Source organism: Pseudomonas sp. Pdm06, from assembly GCF_014851795.1.
Taxonomy (GTDB): domain Bacteria; phylum Pseudomonadota; class Gammaproteobacteria; order Pseudomonadales; family Pseudomonadaceae; genus Aquipseudomonas; species Aquipseudomonas fluorescens_AA.
The window spans coordinates 68,874-95,770 of the sequence record NZ_JACVAH010000012.1 but is presented as its reverse complement, the minus strand read 5'-3'; the positions used below and the strand labels follow the sequence as shown (position 1 = coordinate 95,770).

The following is a 26,897-nucleotide window of genomic DNA, read 5'->3' as shown; positions in this document are numbered from 1 at the left end:
TGTAGAGATCACCTGTGGGAGCGAGCTTGCTCGCGATGGCGCCAGCCCAGTCAATCGCAATGGATTGACAGACCGCTATCGCGAGCAAGCTCGCTCCCACAGAGAACTGGCGGCGCTGCGATTACATCCTCCCCTCTCGCCTAACCCGCGCCAGGAATGTTAGCGTGCTTGGTATTCCCTGCAGATGAGCCTTGCACGATGAAAAAAACCGTACTTGCCTTCAGCCGTATCACGCCTCCCATGATCGAACGCCTGCGCCAGGACTTCGACGTGATCGTCCCCAACCCGTCGAACGGCGACATCAACGCGCAGTTCAACGAAGCCTTGCCTCACGTCCATGGGCTGATCGGTGTCGGTCGCAAGCTCGGCCGCGAGCAACTGCAGAGCGCCACGAACCTGCAAGTGGTTTCCAGCGTGTCGGTGGGCTACGACAACTATGACCTGGCCTACTTCAATGAACGTGGGATCATGCTCACCAATACCCCCGACGTGCTCACCGAAAGCACCGCCGACCTGGCCTTCGCCCTGCTGATGAGCAGCGCCCGGCGCGTGGCCGAACTGGACGCCTGGACCAAGGCCGGGCAATGGCAAGCGACGGTCGGCCCGCAGTTGTTCGGCAGCGACGTACATGGCAAGACCCTGGGCATCGTCGGCATGGGCAACATCGGCGCAGCCATTGCCCGGCGTGGCCGGCTGGGGTTCAACATGCCGATTATCTACAGCGGCAACAGTCGCAAGACCGAGCTGGAAAATCAGTTGGGCGCACAATTTCGCGAACTGGACCAATTGCTGGCCGAAGCCGATTTCGTTTGCCTCGTGGTGCCGTTGAGCGAGAAAACCCGCCATCTGATCGGCCAGCGTGAACTGGGCCTGATGAAGCCGAGTGCCATCCTGGTCAACATTTCCCGTGGCCCTGTGGTAGACGAACCCGCGCTGATCGAAGCGTTGCAGAACAACCGCATCCGCGGTGCCGGGCTGGATGTCTACGAGAAAGAGCCATTGGCCGAATCGCCGCTGTTCCAGCTGAAAAACGCCGTGACCCTGCCCCATATTGGCTCGGCGACTCACGAAACCCGTGAGGCCATGGCCAATCTGGCTGTGGATAACTTGCGCAGTGCCTTGTTGGGCGAGCGACCGCAGAACCTGGTCAACCCGCAAGTCTGGAAATAAATCCTCCGCAAAAGCCCCCCGGGGGAACACACCGTGGCGAGGGAGCTTGCTCCCTCGCCACGGGATTATCGCCAGGCGTTCTGTCTCAGCGTGCACCCAGCGCGACATTCGTCGCCACCGGCCGTGGCTTACGAAACACCAGCACGTTCCCCAGCATCACCAGCACCAACCCCACCAATGCCGGCACTGTCCACTGGTAGCCCTCGACAAACGCCGAGACATTCAACGCCACCACCGGGAACAGCACGGTGCAATAGGCCGCCCGCTCCGGCCCCATGCGCCCGACCAGTGTCAGGTAGGCGGTAAAGCCGATCACCGACCCCGGGATCACCAGGTACAACAACGAGCCGATGTAGCGCGTGTTCCATTCCATGTCGAACGGAATGCCTTTGAACCCACACCACACCGCCAGCATCGCCGCGCCATAGGCCATGCCCCAGGCATTGGTGGTCAATGGCTTGAGGCCGGCTTTCTGTTGCAGGCTCGAGAGCATGTTGCCCGCCGAGAAACACAACGTTCCCAGCAGCGCCAGTGCCAATCCGAGCATCGTTTGCGGGCTTGCGCTGTGGCCGGCCAGTTCCGGCCAGAACAACAAGGCCAGCCCCGAAAGCCCCAGGGCGCCCCCCAACAGCACGTTACGGGCAATCCGCTGACCGAAGAAAACCCGGGCATTGAGGGCGTTCCAGAGGGTGGCCGTGGAAAACACCACGGCGACCAAGCCACTGGGGATCCACTGGCTGGCAGTCAGGAAGCACATGAAGTTGATGCAGAACAGGCACAGGCCCTGGGCAACGCAAATCAAATGGCCGCGCCGGTTCATCACCTGCAAGCGGCGGCTGAGCAGGAGCATGGCAAACAGGATCAGCGCCGCGAGACCGAAGCGATAGACAATCGACACGGGGATGGCGACGACGCCCAACTGCAGTTTCAGGGCGATCCAGGTCGTGCCCCAGATGAGCACGGTAAGCAGGTACAACGAGAGGTTCATGGTGACGGCTCCTGACAATGACCTTCAGTGTCACGCCGCCGCCCCTGCCGCACTTGCATAAACTTGCGGTTTTGTCGGCTGGCGGGCTGGCAGGAACGGGGCGACGGAGTAGGATGCAAGGCGTTGGAGAGAACCGATCATGCCCACACTGCAAAGCCTGCAAGTCTTCCAAGCCCTCAACAGCTCGCCCAATGCTCGCCTGGAGCATAGCGCCGAGCTCGGAGACGGCATGGCGGCCGCTTTGTGGAGCAACCATCACGACGCCCAGGACTACGAGGCGCCGACCCACCATACGTTGTCCTGCTACATCGCCGGTGGCACCGGTACGTTTCGCCGCGAACGACCCGATACCACAGGGGCGCCGGGCAAACTCTGCGTACTGCCCGCCGGACATGAATCGGCCTGGGTCATCAACGGCGACATTCGCCTCGCCCATCTGTATTTCAGCGCTGAACAATTCGCCCTTGGGTGCATCACGCTACTGGACCGCGAACCGCGGCAGGTGCAATTGCACGAGGAGACATTCCTCGACGACCCGCAGCAGGCGCATCGCTTTCGCCAGTTGATCGCGCTGAACTGGGACGAACCCGGGGAACGCCTGTTGACCACCAGCCTGGCCCATGACCTGCTCAACCACCTGCTGCTCAGCCAGGTCGGCCAGCGCCAGGGGCTTCGCCTCAAGGGCGGCCTGGCGGCTCACCAGCGGCGGTTGCTGGTGGATTACGTCGACAGCCACCTGGCCGACCCCATCAGCCTCGGACAATTGGCGACGTTGTGCGCGTTATCCGAATACCACTTCGCGCGGATGTTCCGCGAAAGCTTCGGGCTGCCGCCCCATCAGTATGTGCTGGCCCGGCGCCTGGCTTGCGCGCAACACTTGCTGCGCACCACCTCACAACCGTTGGGCGAGGTGGCACTGGCCTGCGGATTTGCCAGCGCCAGCCACTTCACCAACCGTTTTCGCCAGACCTTGGGGGCGAGCCCCGGGGAATATCGACAGGCATTCTTGCGCTAGGCGCCACCGCGCTCCGGCCAAATGAAACAGCCCGGCACTGATCCCGATTGCCGTAGCCACTGCCGCGCCTCTACAATGCGAACAATTCTTGTTCTCTAGCACAGCTCAGCGCTGTCGGGATGTTCCTCGTTGCCGCCTGCACACACCGTCGAAGTGCTCTACAACGCCCATCACAGTTGGCTCAACAGCTGGTTGCGAAGAAAACTCGGGTGCCCCGACAGTGCCGCCGACCTGGCGCAGGACACGTTCATGCGCGTACTGACGGCGCGCGATCCGCAGCCTGTCCTGGAACCCCGCGCGTTCCTTACGACCATTGCCAAGCGCGTACTGTTCAACCATTACCGCCGCCAGGACCTCGAGCGCGCCTACCTCGACACCCTCGCCCAACTGCCGGAGCAAGTGGCGCCGTCGGAGGAAGAACGGGCAATCATCCTGCAAACCCTGACGGAACTGGACCAACTGCTCGATGGTTTGCCGCGAGCGGTCAAGCAGGCGTTTCTGCTGGCCCAGATCGATGGCCTGACCTACAACGAAATCGCCCGTGAACTGGGGATTTCCCTGGCAACGGTCAAGCGCCATCTGAACAAGGCAGCGATGCGCTGCTACTTCGCCTTATGACCCCGTCGATCAACGGCGCACCTGACGTCAGCGCCCAAGTCGCCGAGCAGGCCGTGCACTGGCTCCTGGAAATGCAGCAAGGCCCACTCGACACCCGCCAACAGCAAGCCTGGGAGCAATGGCTCGATGCTCATAGCGAACATCGCCGCGCCTGGGAACATATCCAACGGGTCAATCAACGGCTGCGCAGCGTATCCCCTGCGTTAGCCCATGCGACCCTCAATGCACCGAAGTCCGCCATGCGGCGGCGAGCGCTCAAAACGTTGCTGGTATTGGGGGCCGGCTCAACGTTGGCCTGGGGCCTGCGTGAACGCCAGTGGCTGCCACCCTTGATGGCCGATTTCCGCAGCCCGGTGGGCGAACGGCGTCGCCTGATGCTGGATGACGGCAGCCAGTTGCAGCTCAACAGCGGCAGCGCGGTCGACGTTCGCTTCGACGCTCAACGCCGCTTGATCCGCCTGCTGGAGGGTGAACTGTTGTTGACGGCGGCCCGGGACCCCAGGCCCCTGCACGTACTGACCGCCCATGGCCGGCTGGAAAGCCGCAACGCCCGGTTCAACGTACGCGAATATCCGGAACACACCCAGGTGGCGGTATTTGAAGGCGAGGTGGACATTCGCAGCCGACACGGCCCGTCTTCGTTACTGGGCACATCACGGCAACTGAGCCTTGGCATCAACGGCGCCGGGCCCGCCACGGCGCTGGATGCCAACAGCGGCGCCTGGACGGAAGGCATGCTGATAGCCGCGCACATGCGCCTGGCGGACTTTCTCGATGAACTCGGCCGGTACCGCCGCGGCCAATTGCATTGCGACGAAGCGGTGGCCAACCTTCTGATCTCCGGAACTTATCCGCTGGACAACAGCGAGCGAATCCTCGATCTGCTGGAGGTCAGCCTGCCGGTAAAAGTACGCCGCTTTACCCGCTATTGGGTCTCGGTCGAGGCTCGCGCTTGAACCATGACCGTCCTGCTGGAAAAAAAACACGCAACCGTGAGCCGTTTTCCCCGCCTCGGGTGACAGAGAAGGAAAGCCACTTCGATACAACCTTCTCGGGATCCTCATCCATGCCGCAGCAACCTACCCGTCTCACCCCACTGGCCCGTACCATGCGTCAATGGCTCCTGGGGGCCAGCTTGAGTTTCGTCGCACTGCCTTGCGTACAGGCTGCCGATGCCAAGGCCTATCACATCGCGCCGTCGTCACTGGAAAATGCCCTCAATCAGTTCGGACGCGAGGCCGGGGTGTTGATTTCCTTCGGCTCACAGACGACCGCTGGCCTGCAGAGCCGCGGCCTGGAAGGCAGCTACAGCCCGGAGCAAGGGCTGAGCGCGCTGCTCGAAGGCACAGGCCTGCAAGCCCGGCCCGAGGGAGATAACGCCTTCAGCCTGCAACCGGCCACCACCGCGCTGGACATCGGCACCACCACCGTGGTCGGCGACTGGCTCGGCGACGCCGCGCAAGCCAATGTCTTCGAACACCCCGGTGCCCGTGACGTCATCCGCCGTGAAGCGTTCGAACGCCAGGGTGCGACGCAGGCGCGGGATGTGCTCAATCGCATTCCCGGCGTCAACGCACCGGAAAACAACGGCACCGGTAGCCATGACATGGCGCTGAACTTTGGTATTCGCGGGCTCAACCCACGCCTGGCGTCACGCTCCACGGTGCTGATGGATGGCATCCCGGTGCCTTTCGCACCTTACGGCCAACCGCAGCTATCGTTCGCACCGGTCAGCATGGGCAACATGGACGCGGTGGATGTCGTGCGCGGCGGCGGCGCAGTGCGCTACGGCCCGCAAAACGTCGGCGGCGTGGTCAACTTCGTGACGCGGGCGATTCCCGATGCACCCACGGTAAAGGGGGGCTTCCAGACCGAGACGAGCCCATCCTCCAGCCACGACGGTTTCAAAACGTCCTCCAATCTGCTGGCGGGCGGCACCGCCGACAACGGCTTGGGCGGTGCCCTGCTGTATTCCGGCACCCGCGGCGGCGACTGGCGCGAACACAGCGACACACAAATCGATGACCTGATCCTCAAGGGCAACTACCAGTTGGACGAGGCCAACAGTTTCAATGCCATGGCCCAATATTACGAAGGCGAGGCCGATATGCCCGGCGGCCTGAATGTGGCCGACTACGATGCCAACCCGTATCAATCCACGCGTCCGAACGACCGTTTCTGGGGCCGTCGCACCCTGGTCAATTTCGGCTACCGCTACCAACAGGACCGCCGGGAATTCACCGCCAGCACGTTCTTCACCAAGACCTTGCGCAGCGGCTACCTGGACCAGGGCACCTTCCTGTCCCTGTCGCCTCGCGAATATTGGGTCCGCGGCCTGGAAACCCGTTTCGCCCAAGGCTTCGACCTCGGCCCCACCAGCCATGAGGTCGGCGTCGGCTATCGCTACATCAACGAGGCGGGCCATGAGCTGCGTTATCGCACGCCCATCGCCAGCAACGAATTGCCGACCACCTCCAGTCGCAACGACCGTGATACGCGCGGGGGCACCGAGGCCAATGCGTTTTTCATCGATGACCGGATCGACATCGGGAAATGGACCATCACGCCGGGTGTTCGCTACGAAATGATCGAATCCCAGCAGACCAACAACCTGACGAATGTGAAGTACAAGGGCGACTACAACACGGCCTTGCCGGCATTGAACGTGCTGTATCACCTGACCGATGAGTGGAATCTGTATGCCAACACCGAAGGCTCGTTCGGCAGTGTGCAGTACAGCCAGATGCCCAACCGTGTCAGCAGCGGTGAAGTGAAACCGGAAAAGGCCCGCACCTGGGAACTCGGCACCCGCTACGACGATGGCAACCTGCGGGCGGAGATCGGCGCATTCCTGATCAACTTCGACAACCAGTATGAAAGCAACCAGACCAACGATTCAGTGATCGCCCGCGGCGAGACTCGCCACCAAGGCATCGAAACCAGCATCAATTACGCCCTTGATGGCCTGAGCCCCGCGCTGACCGGTTTCGACGTGTATGCCACGTATGCCTTCGTCGATGCCACCATTCGTGAAGACGGGCCGAACAAAGGCAACCGCGTGCCATTCTCTTCGAAGCACAAAGGCACCCTGGGCGTGGGTTATACGGACGGGCCGTGGAAGCTGAACCTGGACAGCACCTATCAGAGCGCGCAGTTTGCCGACAACGCTAACACCCGTGCTGAAAGCGCCGACGGCAGTACCGGCAATATCCCCGGCTACATGCTGTTCAGCAGCCGCGCTGCCTATGATTTCGGCCCACAACTGTCGGACCTGAACGTGGCGGTGGGTGTGAAGAACATCTTCAATACCCAATATTTCACCCGCTCGTTCGACGACAACAACCGAGGCAAGTACGTGGGGGAGCCGCGCACGCTGTATGTGCAAACGTCCGTGGCGTTTTGATTCGGGGCTACGGTGAACCGCTGAAACAAGACGGGCCTGCGATTGCAGGCCCGTTCGGTGAGTGACTTTAAGCGATCGGGCTCAGCCGTTGAGTGCGGCCCGTTCGTTCTCCAGGAATTCTTCTTCCAATAGCGCATCGGCCAAGGCAACGGATTCGGTCGGTGTCGCAATGGTTGCGCGCTTGCCGCGCAGTTTGCCGAACAAGTGCTCCAAGGCGTTTTCAAGCTTGGTGGCCGCCCCCTCGATCGCCAGTTCCAGCGTATCGGCCTTGTGCGTCACGGAAATCGGCTGGTGGCCTTTAGGCCGCGCTTCAAGCTGGCAACGCAGGTCATGGGGACCGGGCTTGTCGCCGTTCTCGTCCCGCAAATGAACCTCGACCCGTGTCAGGTCTTCTTCATAACGTTCGAGCGTGCTTTCGATGGTAGTACGTACCCACTCCTCCAGTCGGATGCTGCTTTGAATATGGTTATCGCTGTTGACTTGGATTTGCATAGTTCATCCCTTATTTCAGCTAGCTCGCCGGGGGCCATCGACGTGAATGCAACGGCCCCTTGAATACAGAGTCGGGCTGGCGGAAGAACAATTCAACCCCTGGGAAAATATAAATATCCATTTGCAAATAAAGCCGGACAACGGGCAAAGGCACTGTTAATGTCGGGAGTTGCCCCGTCCTGCCCACCCGCCGCAAATCGCCTCCCTTCCTGCACCGTCAACGAACATCCGCACGTTATTGCCCCGAAACGGGCAGCCCCATTCCAGACCGTTCGGCGCTTGGGCGCCGGGATCATTGTCCGACGGTTTTTCCGGCATGCCACTTGCTAACTCTCTGTAGGCGCTGCCGCAGACTGCGACCTTTCGGTTTGAAGCCTGCCTGCCCTGGAAAACTTGAGATGAACACGATCATGGAATGGCCGATGGTCCAGTGTTGCGAACTAATCCCGATCACGGCCGGTCAACAACTGCACGTTCAATCAGGCGGTGACGCATCATGGACAACCCTTTTCAGATCATTACCGACGCTTTTGCGCCGCACTATCAAATCAACCTGAGTATCCAGGGCCTGGATGGCAGCATCATGCTGACCCTGTCCAAGAGCGGGCGCATCGTCGCCAAACGCATGATCAGCGCCCAGCAACGCAACGACCCGGAGCGGCTCAAGCGCCTGGTGCAAAGCATTCAGTTCGGCATCGCCATCGAGCAGGGCCACAGCGCCGTGGCCATCCTCGAAGCCATGACCGGCGGCGACAACATCAAGCTGCCACCACCGCATGCACAGGGTGCGGCCCCCTCTGCCGCTGGCCTTTAAATCTCACCCTTCTCCACTTCGGCATGTTCGCTGGAACCCGCGCCGACCTTGCGGTGCGGGTGCTCGATCTTCACCGAAGGGAACTGCGACGACGCGTAGCGCACCACCAGGATCGAAAACGCCAGCAGCAGGATGCCGCCGCACAGGTAGATGATCCCCAGGTCGGGTGGGCTGTGGTGGGAAACGTTGGAAATCAGCAACCGCGTCAGCGCGGTGATCGCCACGTAGATCAGAAACCGTACCGGCATATGGTTGGTCTTGAAGTAGATCCCGACCATCGCACCCAATTCCAGGTAGATGAACAGCAGCAAGATGTCGTCGATCTTGATGTGCCCCGCCTCGAGCATCTGCAAGAACTCCATCACCGCCGCCCATGCGGTGACCGCACCGATGGCGAACAGCGCCAGGTAGTGGAAGGTCTCGACGAACAGGTTTCCCAGGGACTCGGCCAGTTGATGGACGTTCTGGCGCAGGTTCTCGGCCCAGTTTATTTTCACGATGTAGTTTCCTTAGGTCGGTTCGACCGGATGATGCGGATTGGACGTGACGGTTGTTCTGCATGCAGAAAAAAGGCCAGCGACTGAGGGTGAGATGGCGATAGGCTGGTATCCGGCACTTTTGGGCGCTTCATTCGGCCTTGTCGCGAGCAAGCTTTGCTCCCACACAAGATTTGCTCACACACGCTTCGCTCTCACATGCCGAAATCGGTCTACATTAAAAAGCCACTATCCAAAGCAACAGGATTCGCTTATTCTTTTGCCTGTATATAAATACAGTAGTTGCAAAGACAAACCAATGTGAAGGCATGTGAGGTGGTGAATGGCCGTCGAAGTGGTATACCGCAGCAGCCGAGATCTGGAGCGCTTGTTCATGGATAAAGCCGAAGCTGACCGTCATGACAAAATGCTGGAGCTCGCCGAATTGCTGGCCGAAGTGTTGCAAAAAGCCGTTCCATCGCTGAGCGAGCAACAGGTCGAAGAAGCCGGGATCTACATGGCGAAGAATCGGGATGTGTTCGCCAAGGCTTTCAAGAGCCAGCCGGACGCCTTGTCCGAACTGCTCAACCCGTCGGACGAGTAACCAAAAAAGATCGCAGCCTTCGGCAGCTCCCACATGGAACAACCGTGTAGGAGCTGCCGAAGGCTGCGATCTTTTTAGTAATAACGACGCGGATCCGAATCGATCAGGCTCGCCAGCTTCGTCAAGGCGAAGCGCAGTTCGTCCTGACTGGTGGGCGACATCAACACCAACCGCACGCACCGGGTGGTACCTGAACGCTCAGCCTGGAACTGGGTGCCGCTGAGCACCAATACACCGTTGGCCCGGGCAAGCATGGTGAACTCGTCGCTGGTCCATGGCTCGGGCAGTGTCAACCAGACGTGATAGGAGTACGGCTGGGTCTTGAGCTCGAAATTGGCAAAGATTTCCCGGGCGATCGCTTGCCGCCCCGCCGCCTCGTTGCGCTGGATGCGGATCAGTTTCTTGTCCAGGCCTTCGGTAATCACATTGCTGGCCAGCTGCGCCGTCAACGGCGACGGCATCCAGACACTGCTGCGTACCATCGAAGTCAGGCGCGACAGCAATTTCGGCGGGCTGTAGATGTAACCGATGCGAAGCGCCGGCATGACCGATTTCGACAGGCTGGTCAGGTACACCGAACGATCCGGCGCAAAGGCCGACAACGGCTTGATCGACGGATCGGTAGCCAGGAAGCCATAGATGTCATCGTCCAGGATGATGAAATCGAATTCCTCGGCCAGCGCGGCAATCTGGGCCCGACGTTTCTGCGACATGATCGCCGCCGTCGGGTTCTGGCAGGTCGCCACGCACACCAGCATCGCCGGCTTCTCTCGCAGGCACAGTTCGCGCAAGGCTTCGGGGATGATGCCTTCGTCATCCATCGGCACGCCACGCAGGCGACGCTCGAGGCCGTGGGCCAGGGAAATGATGCCGGGATAGCACAGCGCCTCGCAGAGCACCAGGTCACCGGCGTTGGTCAGGGCGCTCATCGCAACCATCAAGCCATGCTGGGCCCCGGCGGTAATCACCACTTGTTGCCATTGCGCGTCGGGCAATGAATGACGCAACCATTGAGCCCCCGCCTCACGATGCGCCGGGTGACCGCCGTCCGGCGCGTAATCCAGCGCGCGCGCGAAATCGGTACTTTTGGCCATGCCCACCAGCGCGCCGCGCAACCAGTACTCCAGGGTCTCGCTGTAGGGCTTGATGATCGAAAGATCAAGCAGTTCGGATTGCCCCAGGTTCAACGGCGCAGCGGCGCTGTTGCTGGCCGGCAGTTCCAGCTGCTTCTGGTTGAGCACATAAGTGCCACGCCCCACTTCCCCCTGCACCAGCCGACGCCGATGGGCTTCGCTATAGGCCCGGCTGATGGTGCCCGGCGTGACATTCAAGGTGGTCGCCAGCTCCCGCAAGGTCGGCAAGCGATCACCCTCGTTCAGCACGCCGTTGTTGATATCGCGCGCCAACGCATCGGCAATCGACAAATACATCGGCTGGCTGAACTCGCTTAGCTGGGGAACCCACATGAATGATCACTGCCCATCGTAGAAATGATGAATATCCGAGCATATCACATGGAGGTTAGGCAACTAATAATTCGACACATCCGGCGAATTGAGTCGATTGATACGATTATTGAATCGTTAATCAATGGGATATGAAGAAATTTTTACAGCAAATAATATTCATATAAATCAAATGACTAACCACAAAAACCACTAAAAAACCCGCGTCATGGCAGAAAAATATCTCGTAACAATCCCGCCACCTATTGAATCAACTCAATTCATTCAAATACACTGATATCGAATCGAAGCAATCGACTCAATCATCCACTGCGGGCTCCTGCCGCGCCAAGTCGAGACATCATGGACACATTCAGAAAGGATCTATCCCTGTCAGCGATCATCGCGGGTTTCATCGCCGTGATCATTTCCTACGCCGGCCCGCTCATCATCGTGTTCCAGGCAGCCAAGGAAGCCCACCTGCCCGATGACGTGGTGTCTTCCTGGATCTGGGCCATTTCCATCGGCAGCGGAATTACCGGCCTGCTCCTGAGCTGGCGCCTGCGTGTCCCCGTCATCACCGCGTGGTCGACACCGGGGGCGGCATTGCTGGTATCGATGCTGCCCACCGTGACCCTGCCCCAGGCCATCGGTGCCTATGTGGTGGCGTCGGTGATCATTGCCGTGGTCGGTTTGTCCGGGGCATTCGACAAACTGATGAGCCGCCTGCCCAAGGCCATTGCCGCCGCCATGCTCGCCGGCATCCTGTTCCGCTTCGGTGCCGAGCTGTTCACGTCGATCAAGCTGCAACCGGCGATGGTGCTGGCGATGATCGCGGCCTACCTGGTCTTCAAGCGTTTTTCACCACGCTACGCCATTCTGTCGGTGCTGATCATCGGCTGCGCGGTGGCTGCCTCGTTCGGTGAACTCAACAGCAACTCGATCACCATCGCCGTGGCCCATCCGGTCTTCATCGCACCGCAATGGAACTGGCACGCGATCATCAACATCGGCCTGCCACTGGCGCTGGTGACCTTGACCGGCCAGTACGTACCCGGCATGGCCGTATTGCGCACCTCGGGCTACAACACGCCAGCTCGCTCGATCATTTCGGTCACCGCGATCGGCTCGGCCCTGATGGCCCCGTTCGGGTCCCACGGCCTTAACCTGGCGGCCATTACCGCAGCGATCTGCACCGGTCGAGAAGCCCACGAGGACCGCGACAAACGCTACATCGCCGGGATTGCCTGCGGAGTGTTCTACATCCTGATGGGTACCTTCGGCGCGACCCTGGCCTCGGTGTTTTCCGCACTGCCAAAGGAATTGATCGCCTCCCTCGCCGGCCTCGCCTTGTTTGGCGCGATCAGTGCCGGGCTGACCGGGGCCATGGCCGATGAGAAGCAGCGGGAAGCTGCGCTGATCACCTTTCTGGTGACGGCCTCGGGCATGAGTTTCCTCGGCCTGGCCGCCGCGTTCTGGGGGCTGATCTTTGGTCTCGTGGCGCACTTCGTGCTGACCTACACCCGGGAAAGCAAAGCCGCCGCTATCGCCGAGGGCAGCCGACCATGATCGCTCGTTACGACTTCATCGTGGTCGGTGGCGGCATCGCCGGCGTCTCAGCCGCTTATGAACTGGCGGGCCATGGCAGCGTCTGCCTGCTCGAACAGGAACAGCAACTGGCTTATCACACCACGGGGCGTTCGGCCGCGATATCGATGGAAAGCTACGGCAACCAGCAGATCCGTTCGCTGACCTGTGCGTCCCGACGCTTTTTCGAGAACCCGCCCGAGGGTTTGGCCGAGCATCCGCTATGGGCGCCGCGAGGCGCACTGATCGTGGCCCAGGCGGCACGGGTGGACAAACTCAAAGCGCGTTTCAACGCCGTGCTGGAGCAAGTGCCCACGGCCGAGCTGCTCGACGACAAGCACGTGCAAGAGCTGGTCCCCTACCTCGCCGAAGGTGCCTGGAGCGCAGGGATCTACGAGCCCAGCGCCTTCGACCTGGATGTGCATGGCATTCATGGGGCTTACCTGAGTGGCCTGCGTGCCCGTGGTGGCGTGGTCAAGCGCGAGACCGAAGTGCTGCGCGGCGAACATCGTGACGGGCACTGGCGCTTGCACACCCGGGACGGCCAGTCCCTGCAAGCCGCCATCGTGGTCAACGCCGCGGGGGCCTGGGCCGATGAAATCGCTGAGCGCTGCGGCGTGCCCAAGGTCGGTGTCCGGCCGTTGCGGCGCACCGTGCTGGCGGTCGACCCGCAGTGCGACGTGCATCACACGCCCTACCTGGGCACGGTGGACGAGGACATTTTCATCAAGCCTGAAGCCGGGCGCCTGATCGTCTCCCCCTGCGATGAAAGCCCGTCGTTGCCCTGCGATGCATTGCCGGAAGAGCTTGACCTGGCCATCACCATGGATCGCCTGCAGAACACCACGCGCCTGCGCCCCCGCTCGATCATCAATAAATGGGCGGGCCTGCGCACCTTCGTCGCCGACCGCTCGCCGGTGCTTGGCCAGGACCCGCAGCAAGAGAGCTTTATCTGGCTCGCCGCCCTTGGTGGCTACGGCATCCAGGCCGCGCCCGCCATTGCACGCCTGTGCAGTCATGCGGCGCTGGGCATCGCCATGCCGGCCGACCTGGCGGCACTGCAACTCAACTACCAGCACTTTTCCCCGGCCCGCTGCCGCGACGAGGAATTTTCCAGCCTGGCCGTCAAGCAGGTTGCCGATTTGCACTAACCCATCCACTTAACAAGGAACGTCACCATGCAAACCACCGCTCAAATCCAGTCCGCCACCAAACCTTTCCTGGGCGAAGAGAACGTCATTTTCACCGACAAGGCGCCACTGCCACTGGGCACCTACTCCCAGGGCATCAAGGTCAGCCACGGGCAGACCATCTACCTGTCGGCACAGACCCCGGTCTCGGCGCTGAACAACGAAGTGCTGGCCAAGGATTTCGAAGGCCAACTGCGCCAGACCCTCGACAACCTGGTGCAAATGGCCGAAGCGGCGGGCGGCACCCTGGCGAACGTGGTCAAGGTCACGGCGTTCATCACTGACTTGAGTGAGTTCCCGACCCTCAACCGCGTCATGGAAGAGTACTTCACCAAGCCCTATCCGGCCCGCACCACCGCCGGCGCCAGCGCGCTGGCACGCAATACCCTGGTTGCCATCGACGCCATCATGGTGATCTGAAACACCTTCTGTCAGCAGAGTGCCCGTCGGTCCGGTGAGCCGGATCGACGTTGGCAAGGAAAGCACCAGCACAGCGTATTTTCAGAGGGTGACCATGAAAAATTCGTACAGAGAGTATGTATTGCAGTGCCTGGTTTGCGATCGAAGCTACCAGCCCCATGAGGTCAGCTACTACTGCCCTCATTGCAACATCGATGGTGCCCTGGACGCGCTTTACGATTACCCGACGCTCAAGCGCGAATGGTCCCGGGACAGCCTGGCCCATGACCACGCCCGTGGCATGTGGCGCTATGACCGCTTGATGCCGTTGAGCTCGACGCAGTTCATTCCACCGTTACTGGTGGGCAATACGCCGCTGTACTCGCGCCCGGAACTGCTCGGCAAAGGTGCCCGGATCAAAGTCTTCGTAAAAGACGAATCGCGGCAACCGACCGGGTCATTGAAGGATCGCGCCAGCGCCCTGGCCGTGGCCCACGCCATGCAGTCCGGTGCACGCACCGTGGCGGTGGCCAGCACCGGCAATGCCGCTTCGGCATTGGCCGGAATGAGCGCCAGCCTGGGCTTGCACAACGTCATTTACCTGCCCAAGAGCGCGCCCCGCGAAAAGCTCGCGCAGATGCAAGGCTACGGCGCCGAGATCGTGCTGGTCGACGGGCAATACGACGAAGCCTTCGAACAATGCCTCAACGCTTGCGAAAAACATGGCTGGTACAACCGCACCACCGGGATCAACTCGTACATGAGCGAAGGCAAGAAGACCGTCGCCTTCGAAATGTGCGAACAACTCAACTGGCAGGTGCCGGACCTGGTGTTCGTGCCCGTCGGCAACGGCTGCATCCTGGGCTCGGTCTACAAAGGCTTTTTCGACTTGCTGCAATTGGGCTGGATCGAACGTATCCCACGCCTGATCGGCGTGCAGGCCGAGCACAGCAACTTCATGTACCGCGCCTGGCGCCACGACCGCTCGATGCAGCAAACCGAACGCCTGCCGCCCACCAGCCTGGCCAGCAGCATCAACGTGGCGCTGCCGCGTGATCGTCTCAAGGCCATGCGCGCGGTGACCGCCAGCGGCGGCGAGTTCATTTGCGTCAGCGACCCGAGCATTGTCGCCGCCGCTTCCCGATTGGCCGCCAGCACCGGTGTGTTTCCGGAAGCCGGCGCCGCCAGCGCCTTCGCCGGCCTGCTCAAGTACGCAGAAACGCACCCCGACACACCGCAAACCGCCGTGATCCTGATCACCGGCAGCGGTTTGAAAGACACCTCCATTTTTCTATCCGATTCGTCCAAAAGCCAGCCACGGGTGTTGCCACATCACGTGACTGCGCCACCGGCCGAAGCGCTTATCTAAGGAATCCACACCATGAGCCTGCAAAATTTCGATCCCGCCATTGCCCGCCTGATCGACCGCGAGCGCAATCGCCAGGAAACCCACCTGGAGCTGATCGCTTCGGAAAACTACGTCAGCGAAGAAGTGCTCCAGGCCCAGGGCTCCGTGCTCACCAACAAGTACGCCGAAGGCTATCCAGGCAAGCGTTACTACGGCGGCTGCAAGGTCGTCGATGAAATCGAGAACCTTGCCATCGAACGCGCTCGCAAGTTGTTCAACTGCGAATACGTCAATGTGCAGCCGCACTCCGGCTCCCAGGCCAACCAGGCGGTTTTCCTGGCGGTACTTGAACCCGGCGACACGATCCTGGGCATGTCCCTGGCCCACGGCGGCCACCTGACCCACGGCGCCTCGGTCAATTTTTCCGGCAAGCTCTACCGGGCCTTTTCCTATGGCCTGGACACGGAAACCGAAAACCTCGACTACGAAGAAATGGAAGCCCTGGCCCGGGAACACCGGCCGAAAATGATCATCGCCGGGGCCTCGGCCTATTCGCGGACCCTCGACTTCCAGCGCTTTCGCAAGATCTGCGATGAAGTCGGCGCTTACCTGATGGTGGACATGGCGCACTACGCCGGGTTGATCGCTGCCGGCGTGTACCCCTCTCCGGTGGGCATCGCCGACTTCATCACCTCCACCACCCACAAAACCCTGCGCGGCCCCCGCGGCGGCTTGATCCTGGCCAAGGCGCAATACGCCGCCCTGCTCGACAAGACAATTTTCCCGGTGTACCAGGGCGGCCCGCTGATGCATGTCATTGCCGCCAAGGCCGTGGCCTTCAACGAAGCCCTGGGCGACGGATTCAAACATTACCAGCAGCGGGTGATCGACAATGCCCGGGTCATGGCCGACGTATTGACCCGGCGCGGTTTGCGGGTGGTGTCCGGCGGTACCGACTGCCATATGTTCCTGCTCGATCTGCGCTCGATGAACATCACCGGCAAAGACGCCGAGGCGTTGCTGGAAAGCGCCCACATCACCCTGAACAAAAACGCGATCCCCAATGATCCGCAAAAACCGGCGATCACCAGTGGCATTCGCATCGGCACCCCAGCGCTGACCACTCGTGGCTTTGGTGAAGCGGAATGTGCCGAAGTGGCGAACCTGATCGCCGACCTGCTGGAACAACCGGACAACGCCGCACGCCTGGATAACACCCGACGCCGGGTGATGCATTTGTGTGAATGCTTTCCGGTGTACCTGCTGAGGTAATTGTAGCTGTGGGAGCAAAGCTTGCTCGCGATGAACGATGACTCGGTTAGCCTGAACAATCGCGGCGTCTGCATCGCGGGCAAGCCTTGCTCCCACAGCGAGGCTGCTTCACTGCTACCCATTGCTTCCTTTTGATTTTCAGCGGTACAGCAGGCGCTCTGCCAACTCATCGGCCACCCGCGCCGGTGAGCGCTTCTCCGCCTGGGCGTGGGCGAAGACTTCCGTGAGCCGGGCGCCGATCTTCGACAAATGTGCGGTGATCGTCGACAGTTCTTCGCCGCGATGCTTCAGCGCGACATAGATCAACCCGCCGGAGTTGATCACATAGTCCGGCGCATAAAGAATCCCGCGCCTCTCCAACTGGTCGGCCACCTGCAGGCTGCTCAACTGATTGTGGGCCGAGCCGGCAACGGCCGAGCAGCGCAGTTGCGCCACGCTGTGACTGTTGAGCACCCCACCCAGGCCGCAGGGGGCGAGGATGTCGCAGGGGGTGCTGAGCAACGCGTCGTTGGCGATCGGATGAGCGCCCAGTTGCTCCATGGCCAGTTGCACCTTGCCAGGGTCAATGTCGCTGACCAGCAGTTCGGCACCCGCCGCGTGCAGTTGTTCGGCCAGGGCATAACCGACATTGCCCAGGCCCTGGATCGCCACCCGCAGGCTTTCGAGGTTATCGCTGCCCAGGCGGGCCATGGCGGTGGCACGAATGCCGGCAAAAACGCCCATTGCCGCGTGCGGCGCGGGGTCTCCCGAGGCCGTGGTGCTGGTGACATGGCGGGTCTGCTGGGCGATGCAATCCATGTCGGCCACCGACGTGCCGCTGTCGATGGCCGTGATGTAGCGCCCGTCCAATTGCTCGATGCAACGACCAAAGGCTTCGAACAGCGCCGCCCGACTCTCGACATGGGCCGGACGCATGATCACCGCGACCCCGCCGCCCACGGGCAAGCCGGCCAGCGCCGCCTTGTAGCTCATGCCTTGGGCCAGGCGCACGGCGTCTGCCACGGCACTTTCGTCGTCGGGATAGGCAAGATAACGACAGCCCCCCAGGGCTGGCCCGGGACGGCTGCAATGAATAGCAATCACCGCCTTCAACCCGGTCGTCGGGTCTACGCTTAGGTGCAGCGATTCAAGGCGGGAGCTTTGCATGAGAGCAAACATCGTAAGGCTCCCGAATCACTTTTGTTTGTTTCGCCAGTATAGGCGTGCAGTCGAAAATTGCTGGAGCACGCCGGAATAAGTCGCCAGGGTGGTCAGTCTTTTTCGGCATAACCTGTGACAGCGGCTGCTCGAGACTGGACGAAAATCCATGGCAGGGCTAAAACGGGAGCATAGCCCGGAGAGTTCGATGAAACCGCGCCAAGCCTTTTTTGACTGTCTGCACCGCTCACCACCGGCGCTGTTCGAAGCGGCGTTGTGGATCGCTGCCGAACATGATCGCGACGTCGACGTCCCGGCCTTGCTGAAGGATTTCAAGGAGCTGCAACAGCGGGTCAGCCATGGCCTGCCGATGCTGCCTGTCAGCGAGCTGGGCCAGCCCTTGTTGCGACGGCTCAATGACCTGGGTTTCGCCCAAGACGACTTCACTCCCCTGCGACCACGCGCGGCGTTGCTGGACCAAGTCCTGGCACGCAAGCGCGGGCAGCCCCTGGCCCTCGGGTTGATTGCCCTGGAGCTGGCCCGTGGCCTGGAAATTCCGATGGTCGGTGTCAATTTCCCCGGACATTTCCTGTTGAAGGTGCCCGGCGCCGATCACCTGCTCGATCCGTGCGGTGGGCGCCGGTTGTACCCCAATGACTGCCGGGAACTGCTACAGCGCCAATACGGCGCGAACATGCTGCTCAAGGCGGAACACCTGGTCAACGCCGAGCCGATGCAGATGCTGCAGCGCCTGTCGCGCAACCTGCGCCAACTGCATCTGGCGAACGACGATTACATCGCGGCCCTGATCGACGCCGAACGGGTGCTGGAACTGGGCAACGCCAGCGCCGCCGATTACCTGGCCCGCGCCAGCCTGTATCAGCGCCTCGATTGCCCCAACGCCGAACGCTTCGACCTGGAGCATGCCCTGATGCTCAGCGACGATCCGATCCAGCGAATCCGACTGACGGAGCGGCTGGGGCATTTGCCGCCGAATTCGGTGGTGCATTGACCGGTGGACTTTGTTCAGGAGCGATGACGGCCCTGTGGCGAGGGAGCTTGCTCCCGCTCGGTTGCGCAGCAACCGCCAAAAAGCTTGGGGCCGCTTCGCGTCCCAGCGGGAGCAAGCTCCCTCGCCACAAGATCACCTGGTCTTCAGACCCGTGTGAGCCCTCAGGGGGTATCCGGCTGCTTCGCCGGATGCGCCTGCTGGAACGCTGGATGCCCAGCCGCCAACGCCGCGACCCGACGAATTCGTGGATACGCTTGCAAAGACACATTGAACCGCTCGGCCGCGTACAACTGCGGGATCAAGAACACATCCGCCAACCCCGGCAGCGCGCCGAAGCAGTAGCCGTCGTCGCCAATCAACTGCTCCACCGCCGCCAGGCCCTGGCTGATCCAATGCCCGATCCACTCTGTCACCTGCGCTTCATCGTGGCCCCACTGCCGCAGTTGGTTGAGCACGCTGACGTTGTGCAGGGGATGAATGTCGCAACCGATCAACGCGGCGACACCACGCTCGTGGGCGCGCACCGCCAGGTCGGCGCTGAGCAGCGGCACCTGGGGATAACGCTCCTCCAGGTATTCGATGATGGCCGGCGATTGCACCAGCAACGCGCCCTCATCGGTACGCAGCGCCGGCACCCGGCCCTGGGGGTTGATCGCCAGGTAGGCCGGCTGGCGATGCTCGCCCCCAGGCGCAGCGATCAGGTTGACGGGCAAGGCCTGGTAATCCAGGCCCTTGAGCGCCAACGCAATGCGCACCCGATAGGACGAGGTGGAGCGGTAGTAGGTATAGAGTTCCATGCACTCTCCCTCAACGCGCCGGCAGGATCTTGCCCCGGCACTCGCCAAAACCGATAGAGGCGAAACCCTCGCGGCGGCAACGGGCCCGCAAGATGATTTCGTCACCGTCCTCGAGGAATCGGCGCACTTCGCCAGACGCCAGTTCGATCGGCTTCTTGCCGCCTTCGGTGATTTCCAGCAGGCTGCCGAATTGATGGTTTTCAGGCCCCGACAAGGTGCCCGAGCCAAACAGGTCACCGGCCTGCAACTGGCAGCCGTTGACGCTGTGGTGCGCGACCATTTGCGCCACGGTCCAGTACATGTACTGGGTGTTGCTCAGCGTCAGGCGCTGGGCCGGCAGGTTCTGCTCGACCATGGCCTCGGTCAGCAACAGGACCTCCAGCTCGATGTCGAAGGCACCGCCGGCCTGATCACGCGTGTCCAGCAGATACGGCAGCGGCTGCGGATCGCCTTGCGGACGCACCGGCTGCGGGCGGCGGAACGGTTCCAGGGCCTCAGCCGTGACCACCCACGGCGAAATGCTGGTCAGGAAACTCTTCGACAGAAACGGCCCCAGGGGCTGGTATTCCCAGGCCTGGATATCCCGGGCCGACCAGTCGTTGAGCAGGCAGAACCCGCCAATGTGCTCGGCGGCATCGCCAATGGGGATCGGTTCGCCCAGCGCATTGCCCTTGCCGATCCAGATGCCCAGCTCCAGCTCATAGTCCAGCCGCGCACACGGGCCGAAGGTCGGCTCGGTCTGGCCGGCCGGCAGGGTCTGGCCCTTGGGACGGCGCACGTCGGTGCCGGACGGGCGAATGGTCGAAGCGCGACCGTGGTAACCGATGGGCACGTATTTGTAGTTGGGCAGCAATGGATTGTCGGGGCGAAACAGCTTGCCGACATTCTGCGCGTGTTCGATACCCACGTAGAAATCGGTGTAGTCGTTGATCCTGGCCGGCAGGTGCATCTGGCAGTCGGCGGCGAGGAGCAGCAGCTTCGCCTCCAGCGCTTCGACCTTGCTGCGCAACGGACTGTCTTCGCGCAACAGTTCCAGCAGTCGTTCACGCAGGGCAACCCGGGCACTGCGGCCCAGGTCGAAAAACCCATTCAACTGGCCGCCGGCCATGGCTTCGACGGCTTGTTGCGCCGCGCCATCAAACAAGCCCGCGTGCAGCGCCACCTGCAGATCGAAAATCCGCTCGCCAATCGCCACGCCGCAGCGCAAGGCACCGCCATCGACGCTGAAGACACCCAATGGCAGGTTCTGCAACGGGAAGTCGGCGTGGCCGTTGGCACTGGAGACCCAGCTACGGGCAGGGGAACTTTGAGTCATGGTTATCTCCGGGTCGGGTCGAACGTGACAGGCAGCGAGGCCCAACAAGCATCGTAGTCGGTTTGCAGTTGCGGACAGTCCAGGGCGAAACGGCTTGGGCGCAAGACCTGGCTGGTCTCGAACATGAAGGCCATGGTGTTGTCGATTTTCGCCGGCTGAAGATCAGCGTTGATCGCCTTGGTGCAGGTCTCGCCGTCCGGGCCATGGGCGCTCATGCAACTGTGCAAGGACGTACCGCCTGGCAGGAAACCTTCAGCCTTGGCATCGTAGGCGCCCTGGATCAGGCCCATGAATTCGTTCATCAGGTTGCGGTGGAACCACGGCGGACGGAAGGTGTTTTCCGCCACCATCCAGCGGGGCGGGAAAATCACGAAGTCGAGATTGGCCAAGCCGTGGACGCTGGTGGGCGAGGTCAGCACGGTGAAAATCGACGGATCCGGGTGATCGAAACTGACCGTGCCAATCGTGTTGAAACGGCGCAGGTCATATTTGTACGGCACGTTGTTGCCGTGCCAGGCCACCACATCAAGAGGCGAATGATCCAGCTCGCAACCCCACAACTCACCGAGGAATTTCTGCACCAGGGTGGTCGGTTGCGCGAGGTTCTCGTAATGGGCGACCGGCGTCAGGAAGTCCCGCGGGTTCGCCAGGCCGTTGCTGCCGATGGGCCCCAGGTCCGGCAGGCGCAGCGGCGCGCCATGGTTTTCGGCGAGGTAACCACGGGCCTGCGGGTCGAGCAGTTCAACGCGAAATTTCAGGCCCCGAGGCAGCACGGCGATTTCCAGCGGCGCCACTTCCAGTACGCCCAGTTCGGTGGCGATCCGCAGCCGTCCCAGTTGCGGCACGATCAACCACTCACCGTCGGCATTGAAAAACACCCGCTCCATGGAGCGGTTGGCCCGGTAGTGATAAAGGCTGACGCCGGCTGGCTTGTCCGCGCCGGCATTGGCCGCCATGCACACCAGCCCGTCGAGGAAATCGGTGGGTTCGGCGGGAATGTCCAGCGGGTTCCAGCGCAGGCGATTGGGCGTGACCTCACCCAGCGGGCCACCCGCCAATTGCCGTTCGAGCCTGGTGAAGGCCGGGTGATTGGCCGACGGCCGGATGCGATACATCCAGGTACGCCGCGCTTCGCTACGGGCCATGGTGAACGCCGTGCCAGAGAACAACTCGGCGTAGAGACCGTACGGGGCTTTCTGCGGGGAGTTCTGGCCGATGGGCAAGGCGCCGGGCAAGGCTTCGCTGGCAAATTCGTTGCCCAAGCCTGACTGGTAAGCCAGGTCCGACGTTGTGGAATCGAGGTTCATGGAGCCTCCTGGGACTGCGGCCTGTCACTCAATGGAGTGGTTGAGGCGCACCGGGTTATTTTTATCGTAATTCAATTACGCATAACGTAATTTGCTCGACAGCGACCGTCAAGCTATAAAGACGCCCATTCGCCTCTGGACCCTGCGCCTCCATGGAAACCCCGCTCAGCAACGGTAAACAGAAAGTCCGCTCGGCCGAAGTCGGTACCGACATTCTCAAGGCCCTGGCCGAACTCTCCCCCTCCACGTCACTGTCGCGCCTGGCCGAGCACGTGCAGATGCCGGCGAGCAAGGTCCATCGCTACTTGCAGGCCTTGATCGCCAGCGGGTTCGCCGAGCAGAACGCCGCCACCAACCACTACGGCCTGGGCCGCGAAGCCCTGCGCGTGGGCCTGGCCGCGTTGAACGGCATGGACGTGCTGCAAGTGGCCGCCCTGCCCCTGGCCGAGTTGCGCGATGACTTGAACGAAACCTGCTTCCTGGCGGTGTGGGGCAACCATGGCGCGACCGTGGTGCGTATCGAACCCGCCGTGCGGGCCGTGACCGTGGTGACGCAACTGGGCTCGGTATTGCCGCTGCTCAGCTCGTCCACGGGACTGGTGTTCAGCGCTTATCTGCCAGCGCGCGAGACGATCGGCCTGCGCGAGCAGGAAGTACGAGACACCGAGCACCACGCCCTGGCCGATGATCGCGCCTATGCCAGCCTGTGCGAGCGGATTCGCCGCCGTGGCCTGCACCATGTGCACGGTTTGCTGATGCCGGGCGTGGACGCCTTGTCCGCCCCGGTCTTCAATGCGGTCGGCGAAGTAAAGGCTGTGATGACCGTCGTCGGCCCGACCTCGCTGTTCCACGCCGACGAAAACGGCCCGGCGGCGCAACGACTGTTGGCGGCGACCCGGGCCGTGAGTTGGCGGATGGGGTATGAGGCGGGTCCAGGATCAGGCCAGGAAATCCGGGACAATCCTGATCACTAGATCATTGAGATGCGGGGTGATCAGTTGCGGATGGAGATGGCGCTCTTCGCCGCTGAAGCCGACGGTATAAATGCCTTGGTGGCTGCCCTTCGAATGGAAGGGAATCACATCGTTCTTGAAATGGCCCAGTAGATACTCAACCAGCCTTTCGGAAGACAACACCATGCGCCTGCCGAGGCCATGGTCAATAAAACTGGTCACGTACACGCCCTCCGGATAGATGTTGGGCGCATGAACTTTCAAAGCCCCATGCACATCCTCGACGGTCAATGGCCTGAGGGGACGCGGGGATAAATCGATTGCAGGTTTTTCCGTCAAACTTGCAACGATGTCTGTGACGATTTTTTCAAAGGCGATCAAGTCCAGCGTCTTTAGCCGGTCTTCGGCAGCAAAGGAATAACGCCTGCTGAACACATTACTGATTCCTTGCGTATAGGTTGGCAGACTTTGCTTTTCAACCCAGGCCAGCGTTTCCTCGAATAACGTTCGAGAAGTTCCTGTTTCGAGTTTGGGGAAGTCCATCAACGTGTTCACATAGGCCGCGAATGGGTTGACGTCCAATGGCTCCAGGTAATGATCCAATAGCACCTGCACGGCAAAATCCACGCGCGTATTTTTCAGTGCTAGCAGTCTTTCGGAGTGAGAAGAAAACAACGGGGTATTCATAAGACATCCTTGTCATGTCATGGGCTCGAACTTCCTGTTCGAGCCGTTATGGGGTATGCGCCTGATGCAATAACACGGCATCCGGTCAACTGAAGCGGCAACTTGAGAGTTGAACTTCAGTCAGGCCGTTATACACAGGCCAGCGCCCGACTGTAAAAAAGGCAAGTGTAAGCGTGCGTGAAGCTTCGAATCATTGCCGCTAACCCATCACCCCCATGCCCTTGGCTTTTGCCACCGCCTGGGTACGTCGTTGCACACCCAACTTGCTGTGGATGCGACGCGCATGGGTTTTCACCGTGTGCAACGAGATGAACAACTGTTCGGCAATCTGTTGGTTTGAATGCCCTTGGGCAATCAGCTCCAGGACCTCCAGCTCGCGATGACTGAGCAACGTCTCCTCGGCGATGACGGGCGACTCGGTCCGTTCTGCCGATTGCCCCCAGCGCAACAGTTCAGGCTGGCGCAAGCCCAGTTCGCACAACGCTTGCTGGGCCCGCCAGCACGTGACGCGCTTGAGCCCCTCTTGCAGCAGTGAGCGGGCCTGGGCACGATCGCCGGACAACCAGACGACCTCCGTCAGCACCAGGTGCAGTTCGGTTTCCAGGCTGTGCATTTCACCGTGCTGCGCTTGGGCGATCATGGCCTGCAGGCGCGCCTGTGGCGCCTGTGCCCGCTGCAAGTAGACTTCGGCCAGCACCAGCAGGTATTCAAGTCGCGCAATCAACTCCAGGGTCGCGGGAGGCGCGTGCTTGGCCTGGGGTCCGCGAAAATGCCGCAAGACGCGGGTCAAGGCTTCATGGGCCAGTTCCGCCCGCCCCTGTTGCAACCAGAACTGGCAGCTGGTTTGCAACAACACGCCACGGTAGACGGTGTCGGGGATGTGCCGCTGCTGCATGACCCGCTCGGCATCGCGCAGGTGCATGAAGGCCTCGCCATAGTCGCCCTGGTTGGCAGCCAGGCAGGCCTTGCCGAGAAAGCCATAGAGCACCTGTTTGTCCTGGCTGTGCAGGCCCGTTTCCAAGCCCGTTTGAAAGTGCTCGGCGGCCCGCTCCTCAAACCCCATGCGCAACGCCAGGCGCCCGCGCCGCAAGGCAATCCGTCCCAACAACGCAGAAAAGTCCTGGCCCGGTTTATCCAGCAGTGCCTGGACGGCGGCCAGCAAATGATCGGCCCGATGCGGCGCGCCGCGTTGCTCCAGGACCTGGGCGTGGTCCAGTTCCAGCAATCCTTCAAAGACCAGCGAACCCTGCGCACGCGCCAGGCATAACGCCTGGCGGTTGATCCATTGCGCCGAGGCCAGTTCGCCAGCAAGCAGCGCCTGCTGCGTCAGCCCACCCAGGCACAGCACCCGTTGGGACCAGGCCTCGGGGTCCAGGCTGGCCTGGGCCTGGAGGAAATGTTCGCGCGCCGGTTCGCCATCGCCCGAGAGGTGCAGCAACCAGCCGCGCAAGACCAGCCACCTGGCCAGCACCTGTCGCTGCCGACAGGCCGAAGGCTGCGGCAGGAACCTGGCCAGTTGCTCGATGCATGTCGACGCCTCATCGAAGCGTCCGGCGAACAACAGCGCAGCGGTGACCAGCCCCACCGACTGCGGCGTATCAAGGGTCAACGCTTCGCCTTGTTGATCGTGCAAGCTCAGCAACAACACCACGTTACGGCGCTGCAAGACGTGCTCGAAATTCAAATGCTGCAAGAAACTGACCGCGGTCTCGAACTCCTCGGCCAACATGGCTTGCTCGAACGCCATTTGCCAGTCCTGCTCGGCGGCAAACCACTGGCAGGCCCGGCGGTGCCAGGAACGCCCCTGGGACCAGGGCTCTTCGCGCACCAACCGGGCCAGGGCCGGGAAGATTTGCAACCAATCCGAGGTCTGCTCCCACGGCTCGATGAAACACCCCAACTCCAGCAACAACGGCAGGCATTGGGCGCCCACCGTGTCGCCGAACAAGTGCTCGCACAGCCGGGCATTGAAGCGCGGCAGATGCGCCAGCACGCGCCAAGCCTGTGCCAGGTCCGGGGTCAGCGTGCTGAACAGTTCGTACTCCAGGTAGTCGAGCAAGGTCCCCGGCCGCCCCGGTGTCGCATGACTGCGCGCCCATTCGCAGCGCTCGAGCAGGGTGATGCGCACCCCGGCACACCAGCCACCATTGCGCTGAATCACCTCGCGAGCCGTGCGGGCAGCCTGGGGGCCGGGCAGATGACGAAGCAGCGGCTGGACATCATCAGGGGTGAAGAACAACGCCTGCGGGTCAAACTCGTGCAGTTCGTCATCGAGCAACAGTCGCGGCCAGTTGCAGTGGGGGCGGCGGCGGCCATTCAACCACAGGTGCAACGCCGGGCTGCTGGTGTTCAATAAACGGTCGAGCAGTTGATCCAGCTCGGGGTTCGGCACCCGGCAATAGTCGTCCAGGAATAACCAAGTGGGTGTTTGCAAACGCGCCAGGTGGGCCAACAAACCCGCTTCATCCAGCACCGGCAGCCCGAGGGTCTGCGCCAAGTGCTCGCACATTTTCGCCGCGCTTAACGCCACGCCCCCCAAAGGCAACCAATGCAGCCGACAGTCGCTGGGCGCTTGCAGGAAGCACTCGGCGAACAACGCACTCTTGCCGCTGCCCGCCGGCGCACAGAGCAGCTTTACCCGCGCCTCGGAAGCCAGCAGCGGCTCGCTCAGGGACCGCCGTGGCAGATGTGTCGAGGACAGGCGAGGCAGCAATCCTGGACGGTCCGGACACGGGGTCATGGCGGTCATGTGGGTGATCCTGTTTATTGTTATCTCACCACCCTAGTCCTGTGTCGCCGACCTTTGGAGAAGTATTCAGCGCGCTGATTGGCGCCCATAAAAAAACGACCGGCAGAGGGGCTGCCGGT

Annotated in this window: 24 protein-coding genes; 14 read left to right on the top strand and 10 right to left on the bottom strand. The window is 61.6% G+C overall.

Annotated features, from left to right (window positions below; all coding sequences use genetic code 11):
• The first annotated feature begins 198 nt into the window (after window positions 1–198).
• Complete coding sequence (locus tag IB266_RS19630; RefSeq protein ID WP_192262158.1) at window positions 199–1,170, top strand: 2-hydroxyacid dehydrogenase; 972 nt, start codon at window positions 199–201, stop codon at window positions 1,168–1,170.
• Between the two features lie 85 nt (window positions 1,171–1,255).
• Here the strand turns inward: IB266_RS19630 and IB266_RS19625 are convergent, their stop codons facing one another.
• Window positions 1,256–2,158, bottom strand: a complete 903-nt coding sequence (locus IB266_RS19625) for a DMT family transporter (RefSeq protein WP_092166151.1) — start codon at window positions 2,156–2,158, stop codon at window positions 1,256–1,258.
• A gap of 139 nt (window positions 2,159–2,297) precedes the next feature.
• Here IB266_RS19625 and IB266_RS19620 point away from each other — a divergent pair, with 139 nt between their 5' ends.
• The 4 genes from IB266_RS19620 (at window position 2,298) to fecA (ending at window position 7,194) form a co-directional block, all read left to right on the top strand.
• The gene (locus IB266_RS19620; protein WP_060740723.1) at window positions 2,298–3,173 is read left to right on the top strand and encodes a helix-turn-helix domain-containing protein; all 876 of its coding nucleotides are present in this window, start codon (window positions 2,298–2,300) and stop codon (window positions 3,171–3,173) included.
• A gap of 129 nt (window positions 3,174–3,302) precedes the next feature.
• Entirely contained in the window at window positions 3,303–3,791 is a 489-nt protein-coding gene (locus IB266_RS19615) for a sigma-70 family RNA polymerase sigma factor (protein ID WP_192262157.1), read from the top strand.
• Window positions 3,788–4,747 carry a FecR domain-containing protein gene (locus IB266_RS19610; protein WP_192262156.1) on the top strand — a complete coding sequence of 320 codons (960 nt, stop codon included), beginning with the start codon at window positions 3,788–3,790 and terminating at the stop codon, window positions 4,745–4,747. The genes IB266_RS19615 and IB266_RS19610 overlap by 4 nt, the downstream gene beginning before the upstream one ends.
• Before the next feature lie 110 nt (window positions 4,748–4,857).
• On the top strand, window positions 4,858–7,194 hold the full coding sequence (gene fecA / locus IB266_RS19605) for a TonB-dependent Fe(3+) dicitrate receptor FecA (RefSeq protein ID WP_192262155.1): 2,337 nt from the start codon (window positions 4,858–4,860) through the stop codon (window positions 7,192–7,194).
• Between the two features lie 81 nt (window positions 7,195–7,275).
• On the opposite strand, the gene IB266_RS19600 is transcribed toward fecA, so the two are convergent.
• The gene (locus IB266_RS19600; protein ID WP_103308316.1) at window positions 7,276–7,686 is read right to left on the bottom strand and encodes an HPF/RaiA family ribosome-associated protein; all 411 of its coding nucleotides are present in this window, start codon (window positions 7,684–7,686) and stop codon (window positions 7,276–7,278) included.
• 496 nt (window positions 7,687–8,182) lie between these two features.
• Between IB266_RS19600 and IB266_RS19595 the strand changes: the two genes are divergently transcribed.
• A complete protein-coding gene (locus IB266_RS19595) occupies window positions 8,183–8,500 on the top strand; it encodes a DUF3509 domain-containing protein (RefSeq protein WP_060740718.1) in 318 nt (105 codons plus the stop codon).
• Here the strand turns inward: IB266_RS19595 and IB266_RS19590 are convergent.
• A complete protein-coding gene (locus IB266_RS19590; RefSeq protein WP_053125067.1) occupies window positions 8,497–8,997 on the bottom strand; it encodes a phosphate-starvation-inducible protein PsiE in 501 nt (166 codons plus the stop codon). The two genes, IB266_RS19595 and IB266_RS19590, sit on opposite strands and share 4 nt — an antisense overlap.
• 322 nt (window positions 8,998–9,319) lie before the next feature.
• Here IB266_RS19590 and IB266_RS19585 point away from each other — a divergent pair, with 322 nt between their 5' ends.
• On the top strand, window positions 9,320–9,580 hold the full coding sequence (locus IB266_RS19585; protein WP_003205410.1) for a YebG family protein: 261 nt from the start codon (window positions 9,320–9,322) through the stop codon (window positions 9,578–9,580).
• 74 nt (window positions 9,581–9,654) lie between these two features.
• Here IB266_RS19585 and IB266_RS19580 read toward each other — a convergent pair whose 3' ends face one another.
• Complete coding sequence (locus IB266_RS19580) at window positions 9,655–11,046, bottom strand: PLP-dependent aminotransferase family protein (RefSeq protein ID WP_060740717.1); 1,392 nt, start codon at window positions 11,044–11,046, stop codon at window positions 9,655–9,657.
• Window positions 11,047–11,388: 342 nt separating this feature from the next.
• Between IB266_RS19580 and IB266_RS19575 the strand changes: the two genes are divergently transcribed.
• From IB266_RS19575 to glyA, 5 genes are all read left to right on the top strand, one after another.
• Window positions 11,389–12,594: a benzoate/H(+) symporter BenE family transporter gene (locus IB266_RS19575; RefSeq protein ID WP_060740716.1), complete on the top strand. Its 1,206-nt coding sequence runs from the start codon at window positions 11,389–11,391 to the stop codon at window positions 12,592–12,594.
• On the top strand, window positions 12,591–13,763 hold the full coding sequence (locus IB266_RS19570; RefSeq protein ID WP_192262154.1) for an NAD(P)/FAD-dependent oxidoreductase: 1,173 nt from the start codon (window positions 12,591–12,593) through the stop codon (window positions 13,761–13,763). Before IB266_RS19575 ends, IB266_RS19570 begins: the two co-directional genes overlap by 4 nt.
• Window positions 13,764–13,790: 27 nt before the next feature.
• On the top strand, window positions 13,791–14,222 hold the full coding sequence (locus tag IB266_RS19565; RefSeq protein ID WP_060740714.1) for a Rid family detoxifying hydrolase: 432 nt from the start codon (window positions 13,791–13,793) through the stop codon (window positions 14,220–14,222).
• A gap of 94 nt (window positions 14,223–14,316) precedes the next feature.
• On the top strand, window positions 14,317–15,570 hold the full coding sequence (gene thrC, locus IB266_RS19560; RefSeq protein ID WP_192262153.1) for a threonine synthase: 1,254 nt from the start codon (window positions 14,317–14,319) through the stop codon (window positions 15,568–15,570).
• Window positions 15,571–15,582: 12 nt separating this feature from the next.
• Window positions 15,583–16,821 (top strand): serine hydroxymethyltransferase, encoded by a 1,239-nt coding sequence (gene glyA / locus IB266_RS19555; RefSeq protein WP_192262152.1) that lies wholly within the window; start codon window positions 15,583–15,585, stop codon window positions 16,819–16,821.
• Between the two features lie 138 nt (window positions 16,822–16,959).
• Here the strand turns inward: glyA and IB266_RS19550 are convergent, their stop codons facing one another.
• The gene (locus IB266_RS19550) at window positions 16,960–17,979 is read right to left on the bottom strand and encodes a Glu/Leu/Phe/Val dehydrogenase family protein (protein ID WP_060740711.1); all 1,020 of its coding nucleotides are present in this window, start codon (window positions 17,977–17,979) and stop codon (window positions 16,960–16,962) included.
• Window positions 17,980–18,166: 187 nt separating this feature from the next.
• Here IB266_RS19550 and IB266_RS19545 point away from each other — a divergent pair, with 187 nt between their 5' ends.
• On the top strand, window positions 18,167–18,970 hold the full coding sequence (locus IB266_RS19545; RefSeq protein ID WP_060740710.1) for a SirB1 family protein: 804 nt from the start codon (window positions 18,167–18,169) through the stop codon (window positions 18,968–18,970).
• Between the two features lie 161 nt (window positions 18,971–19,131).
• Here IB266_RS19545 and maiA read toward each other — a convergent pair whose 3' ends face one another.
• Genes maiA through hmgA form a run of 3 tightly spaced genes read right to left on the bottom strand, consistent with a single transcriptional unit; the run spans window position 19,132 to window position 22,389 of the window.
• Window positions 19,132–19,767: a maleylacetoacetate isomerase gene (gene maiA / locus IB266_RS19540; protein ID WP_192262151.1), complete on the bottom strand. Its 636-nt coding sequence runs from the start codon at window positions 19,765–19,767 to the stop codon at window positions 19,132–19,134.
• Between the two features lie 10 nt (window positions 19,768–19,777).
• A complete protein-coding gene (gene fahA, locus IB266_RS19535) occupies window positions 19,778–21,082 on the bottom strand; it encodes a fumarylacetoacetase (RefSeq protein WP_192262150.1) in 1,305 nt (434 codons plus the stop codon).
• Window positions 21,083–21,084: 2 nt separating this feature from the next.
• Window positions 21,085–22,389, bottom strand: a complete 1,305-nt coding sequence (gene hmgA, locus IB266_RS19530; protein ID WP_192262149.1) for a homogentisate 1,2-dioxygenase — start codon at window positions 22,387–22,389, stop codon at window positions 21,085–21,087.
• A gap of 152 nt (window positions 22,390–22,541) precedes the next feature.
• Between hmgA and IB266_RS19525 the strand changes: the two genes are divergently transcribed.
• Window positions 22,542–23,363 (top strand): IclR family transcriptional regulator, encoded by an 822-nt coding sequence (locus tag IB266_RS19525; protein WP_192262148.1) that lies wholly within the window; start codon window positions 22,542–22,544, stop codon window positions 23,361–23,363.
• On the opposite strand, the gene IB266_RS19520 is transcribed toward IB266_RS19525, so the two are convergent.
• Both IB266_RS19520 and IB266_RS19515 read right to left on the bottom strand, forming a co-directional pair.
• On the bottom strand, window positions 23,328–24,029 hold the full coding sequence (locus tag IB266_RS19520; protein ID WP_192262147.1) for a hypothetical protein: 702 nt from the start codon (window positions 24,027–24,029) through the stop codon (window positions 23,328–23,330). The two genes, IB266_RS19525 and IB266_RS19520, sit on opposite strands and share 36 nt — an antisense overlap.
• Before the next feature lie 199 nt (window positions 24,030–24,228).
• Window positions 24,229–26,778, bottom strand: a complete 2,550-nt coding sequence (locus tag IB266_RS19515) for a helix-turn-helix transcriptional regulator (RefSeq protein WP_192262146.1) — start codon at window positions 26,776–26,778, stop codon at window positions 24,229–24,231.
• Between the last annotated feature and the right edge of the window lie 119 nt (window positions 26,779–26,897).

Bases quoted from the DNA above. Each gene is read 5' to 3' on its own strand.
- IB266_RS19630 (WP_192262158.1), top strand. From the start codon at position 199: ATGAAAAAAACCGTACTTGCCTTCAGCCGTATCACGCCTCCCATGATC.
- IB266_RS19625 (WP_092166151.1), bottom strand. From the start codon at position 2,158: ATGAACCTCTCGTTGTACCTGCTTACCGTGCTCATCTGGGGCACGACC.
- IB266_RS19620 (WP_060740723.1), top strand. From the start codon at position 2,298: ATGCCCACACTGCAAAGCCTGCAAGTCTTCCAAGCCCTCAACAGCTCG.
- IB266_RS19610 (WP_192262156.1), top strand. From the start codon at position 3,788: ATGACCCCGTCGATCAACGGCGCACCTGACGTCAGCGCCCAAGTCGCC.
- fecA (WP_192262155.1), top strand. From the start codon at position 4,858: ATGCCGCAGCAACCTACCCGTCTCACCCCACTGGCCCGTACCATGCGT.
- IB266_RS19600 (WP_103308316.1), bottom strand. From the start codon at position 7,686: ATGCAAATCCAAGTCAACAGCGATAACCATATTCAAAGCAGCATCCGA.
- IB266_RS19595 (WP_060740718.1), top strand. From the start codon at position 8,183: ATGGACAACCCTTTTCAGATCATTACCGACGCTTTTGCGCCGCACTAT.
- IB266_RS19585 (WP_003205410.1), top strand. From the start codon at position 9,320: ATGGCCGTCGAAGTGGTATACCGCAGCAGCCGAGATCTGGAGCGCTTG.
- IB266_RS19580 (WP_060740717.1), bottom strand. From the start codon at position 11,046: ATGTGGGTTCCCCAGCTAAGCGAGTTCAGCCAGCCGATGTATTTGTCG.
- IB266_RS19575 (WP_060740716.1), top strand. From the start codon at position 11,389: ATGGACACATTCAGAAAGGATCTATCCCTGTCAGCGATCATCGCGGGT.
- IB266_RS19570 (WP_192262154.1), top strand. From the start codon at position 12,591: ATGATCGCTCGTTACGACTTCATCGTGGTCGGTGGCGGCATCGCCGGC.
- IB266_RS19565 (WP_060740714.1), top strand. From the start codon at position 13,791: ATGCAAACCACCGCTCAAATCCAGTCCGCCACCAAACCTTTCCTGGGC.
- thrC (WP_192262153.1), top strand. From the start codon at position 14,317: ATGAAAAATTCGTACAGAGAGTATGTATTGCAGTGCCTGGTTTGCGAT.
- glyA (WP_192262152.1), top strand. From the start codon at position 15,583: ATGAGCCTGCAAAATTTCGATCCCGCCATTGCCCGCCTGATCGACCGC.
- IB266_RS19550 (WP_060740711.1), bottom strand. From the start codon at position 17,979: ATGTTTGCTCTCATGCAAAGCTCCCGCCTTGAATCGCTGCACCTAAGC.
- IB266_RS19545 (WP_060740710.1), top strand. From the start codon at position 18,167: ATGAAACCGCGCCAAGCCTTTTTTGACTGTCTGCACCGCTCACCACCG.
- maiA (WP_192262151.1), bottom strand. From the start codon at position 19,767: ATGGAACTCTATACCTACTACCGCTCCACCTCGTCCTATCGGGTGCGC.
- fahA (WP_192262150.1), bottom strand. From the start codon at position 21,082: ATGACTCAAAGTTCCCCTGCCCGTAGCTGGGTCTCCAGTGCCAACGGC.
- hmgA (WP_192262149.1), bottom strand. From the start codon at position 22,389: ATGAACCTCGATTCCACAACGTCGGACCTGGCTTACCAGTCAGGCTTG.
- IB266_RS19525 (WP_192262148.1), top strand. From the start codon at position 22,542: ATGGAAACCCCGCTCAGCAACGGTAAACAGAAAGTCCGCTCGGCCGAA.
- IB266_RS19520 (WP_192262147.1), bottom strand. From the start codon at position 24,029: ATGAATACCCCGTTGTTTTCTTCTCACTCCGAAAGACTGCTAGCACTG.
- IB266_RS19515 (WP_192262146.1), bottom strand. From the start codon at position 26,778: ATGACCGCCATGACCCCGTGTCCGGACCGTCCAGGATTGCTGCCTCGC.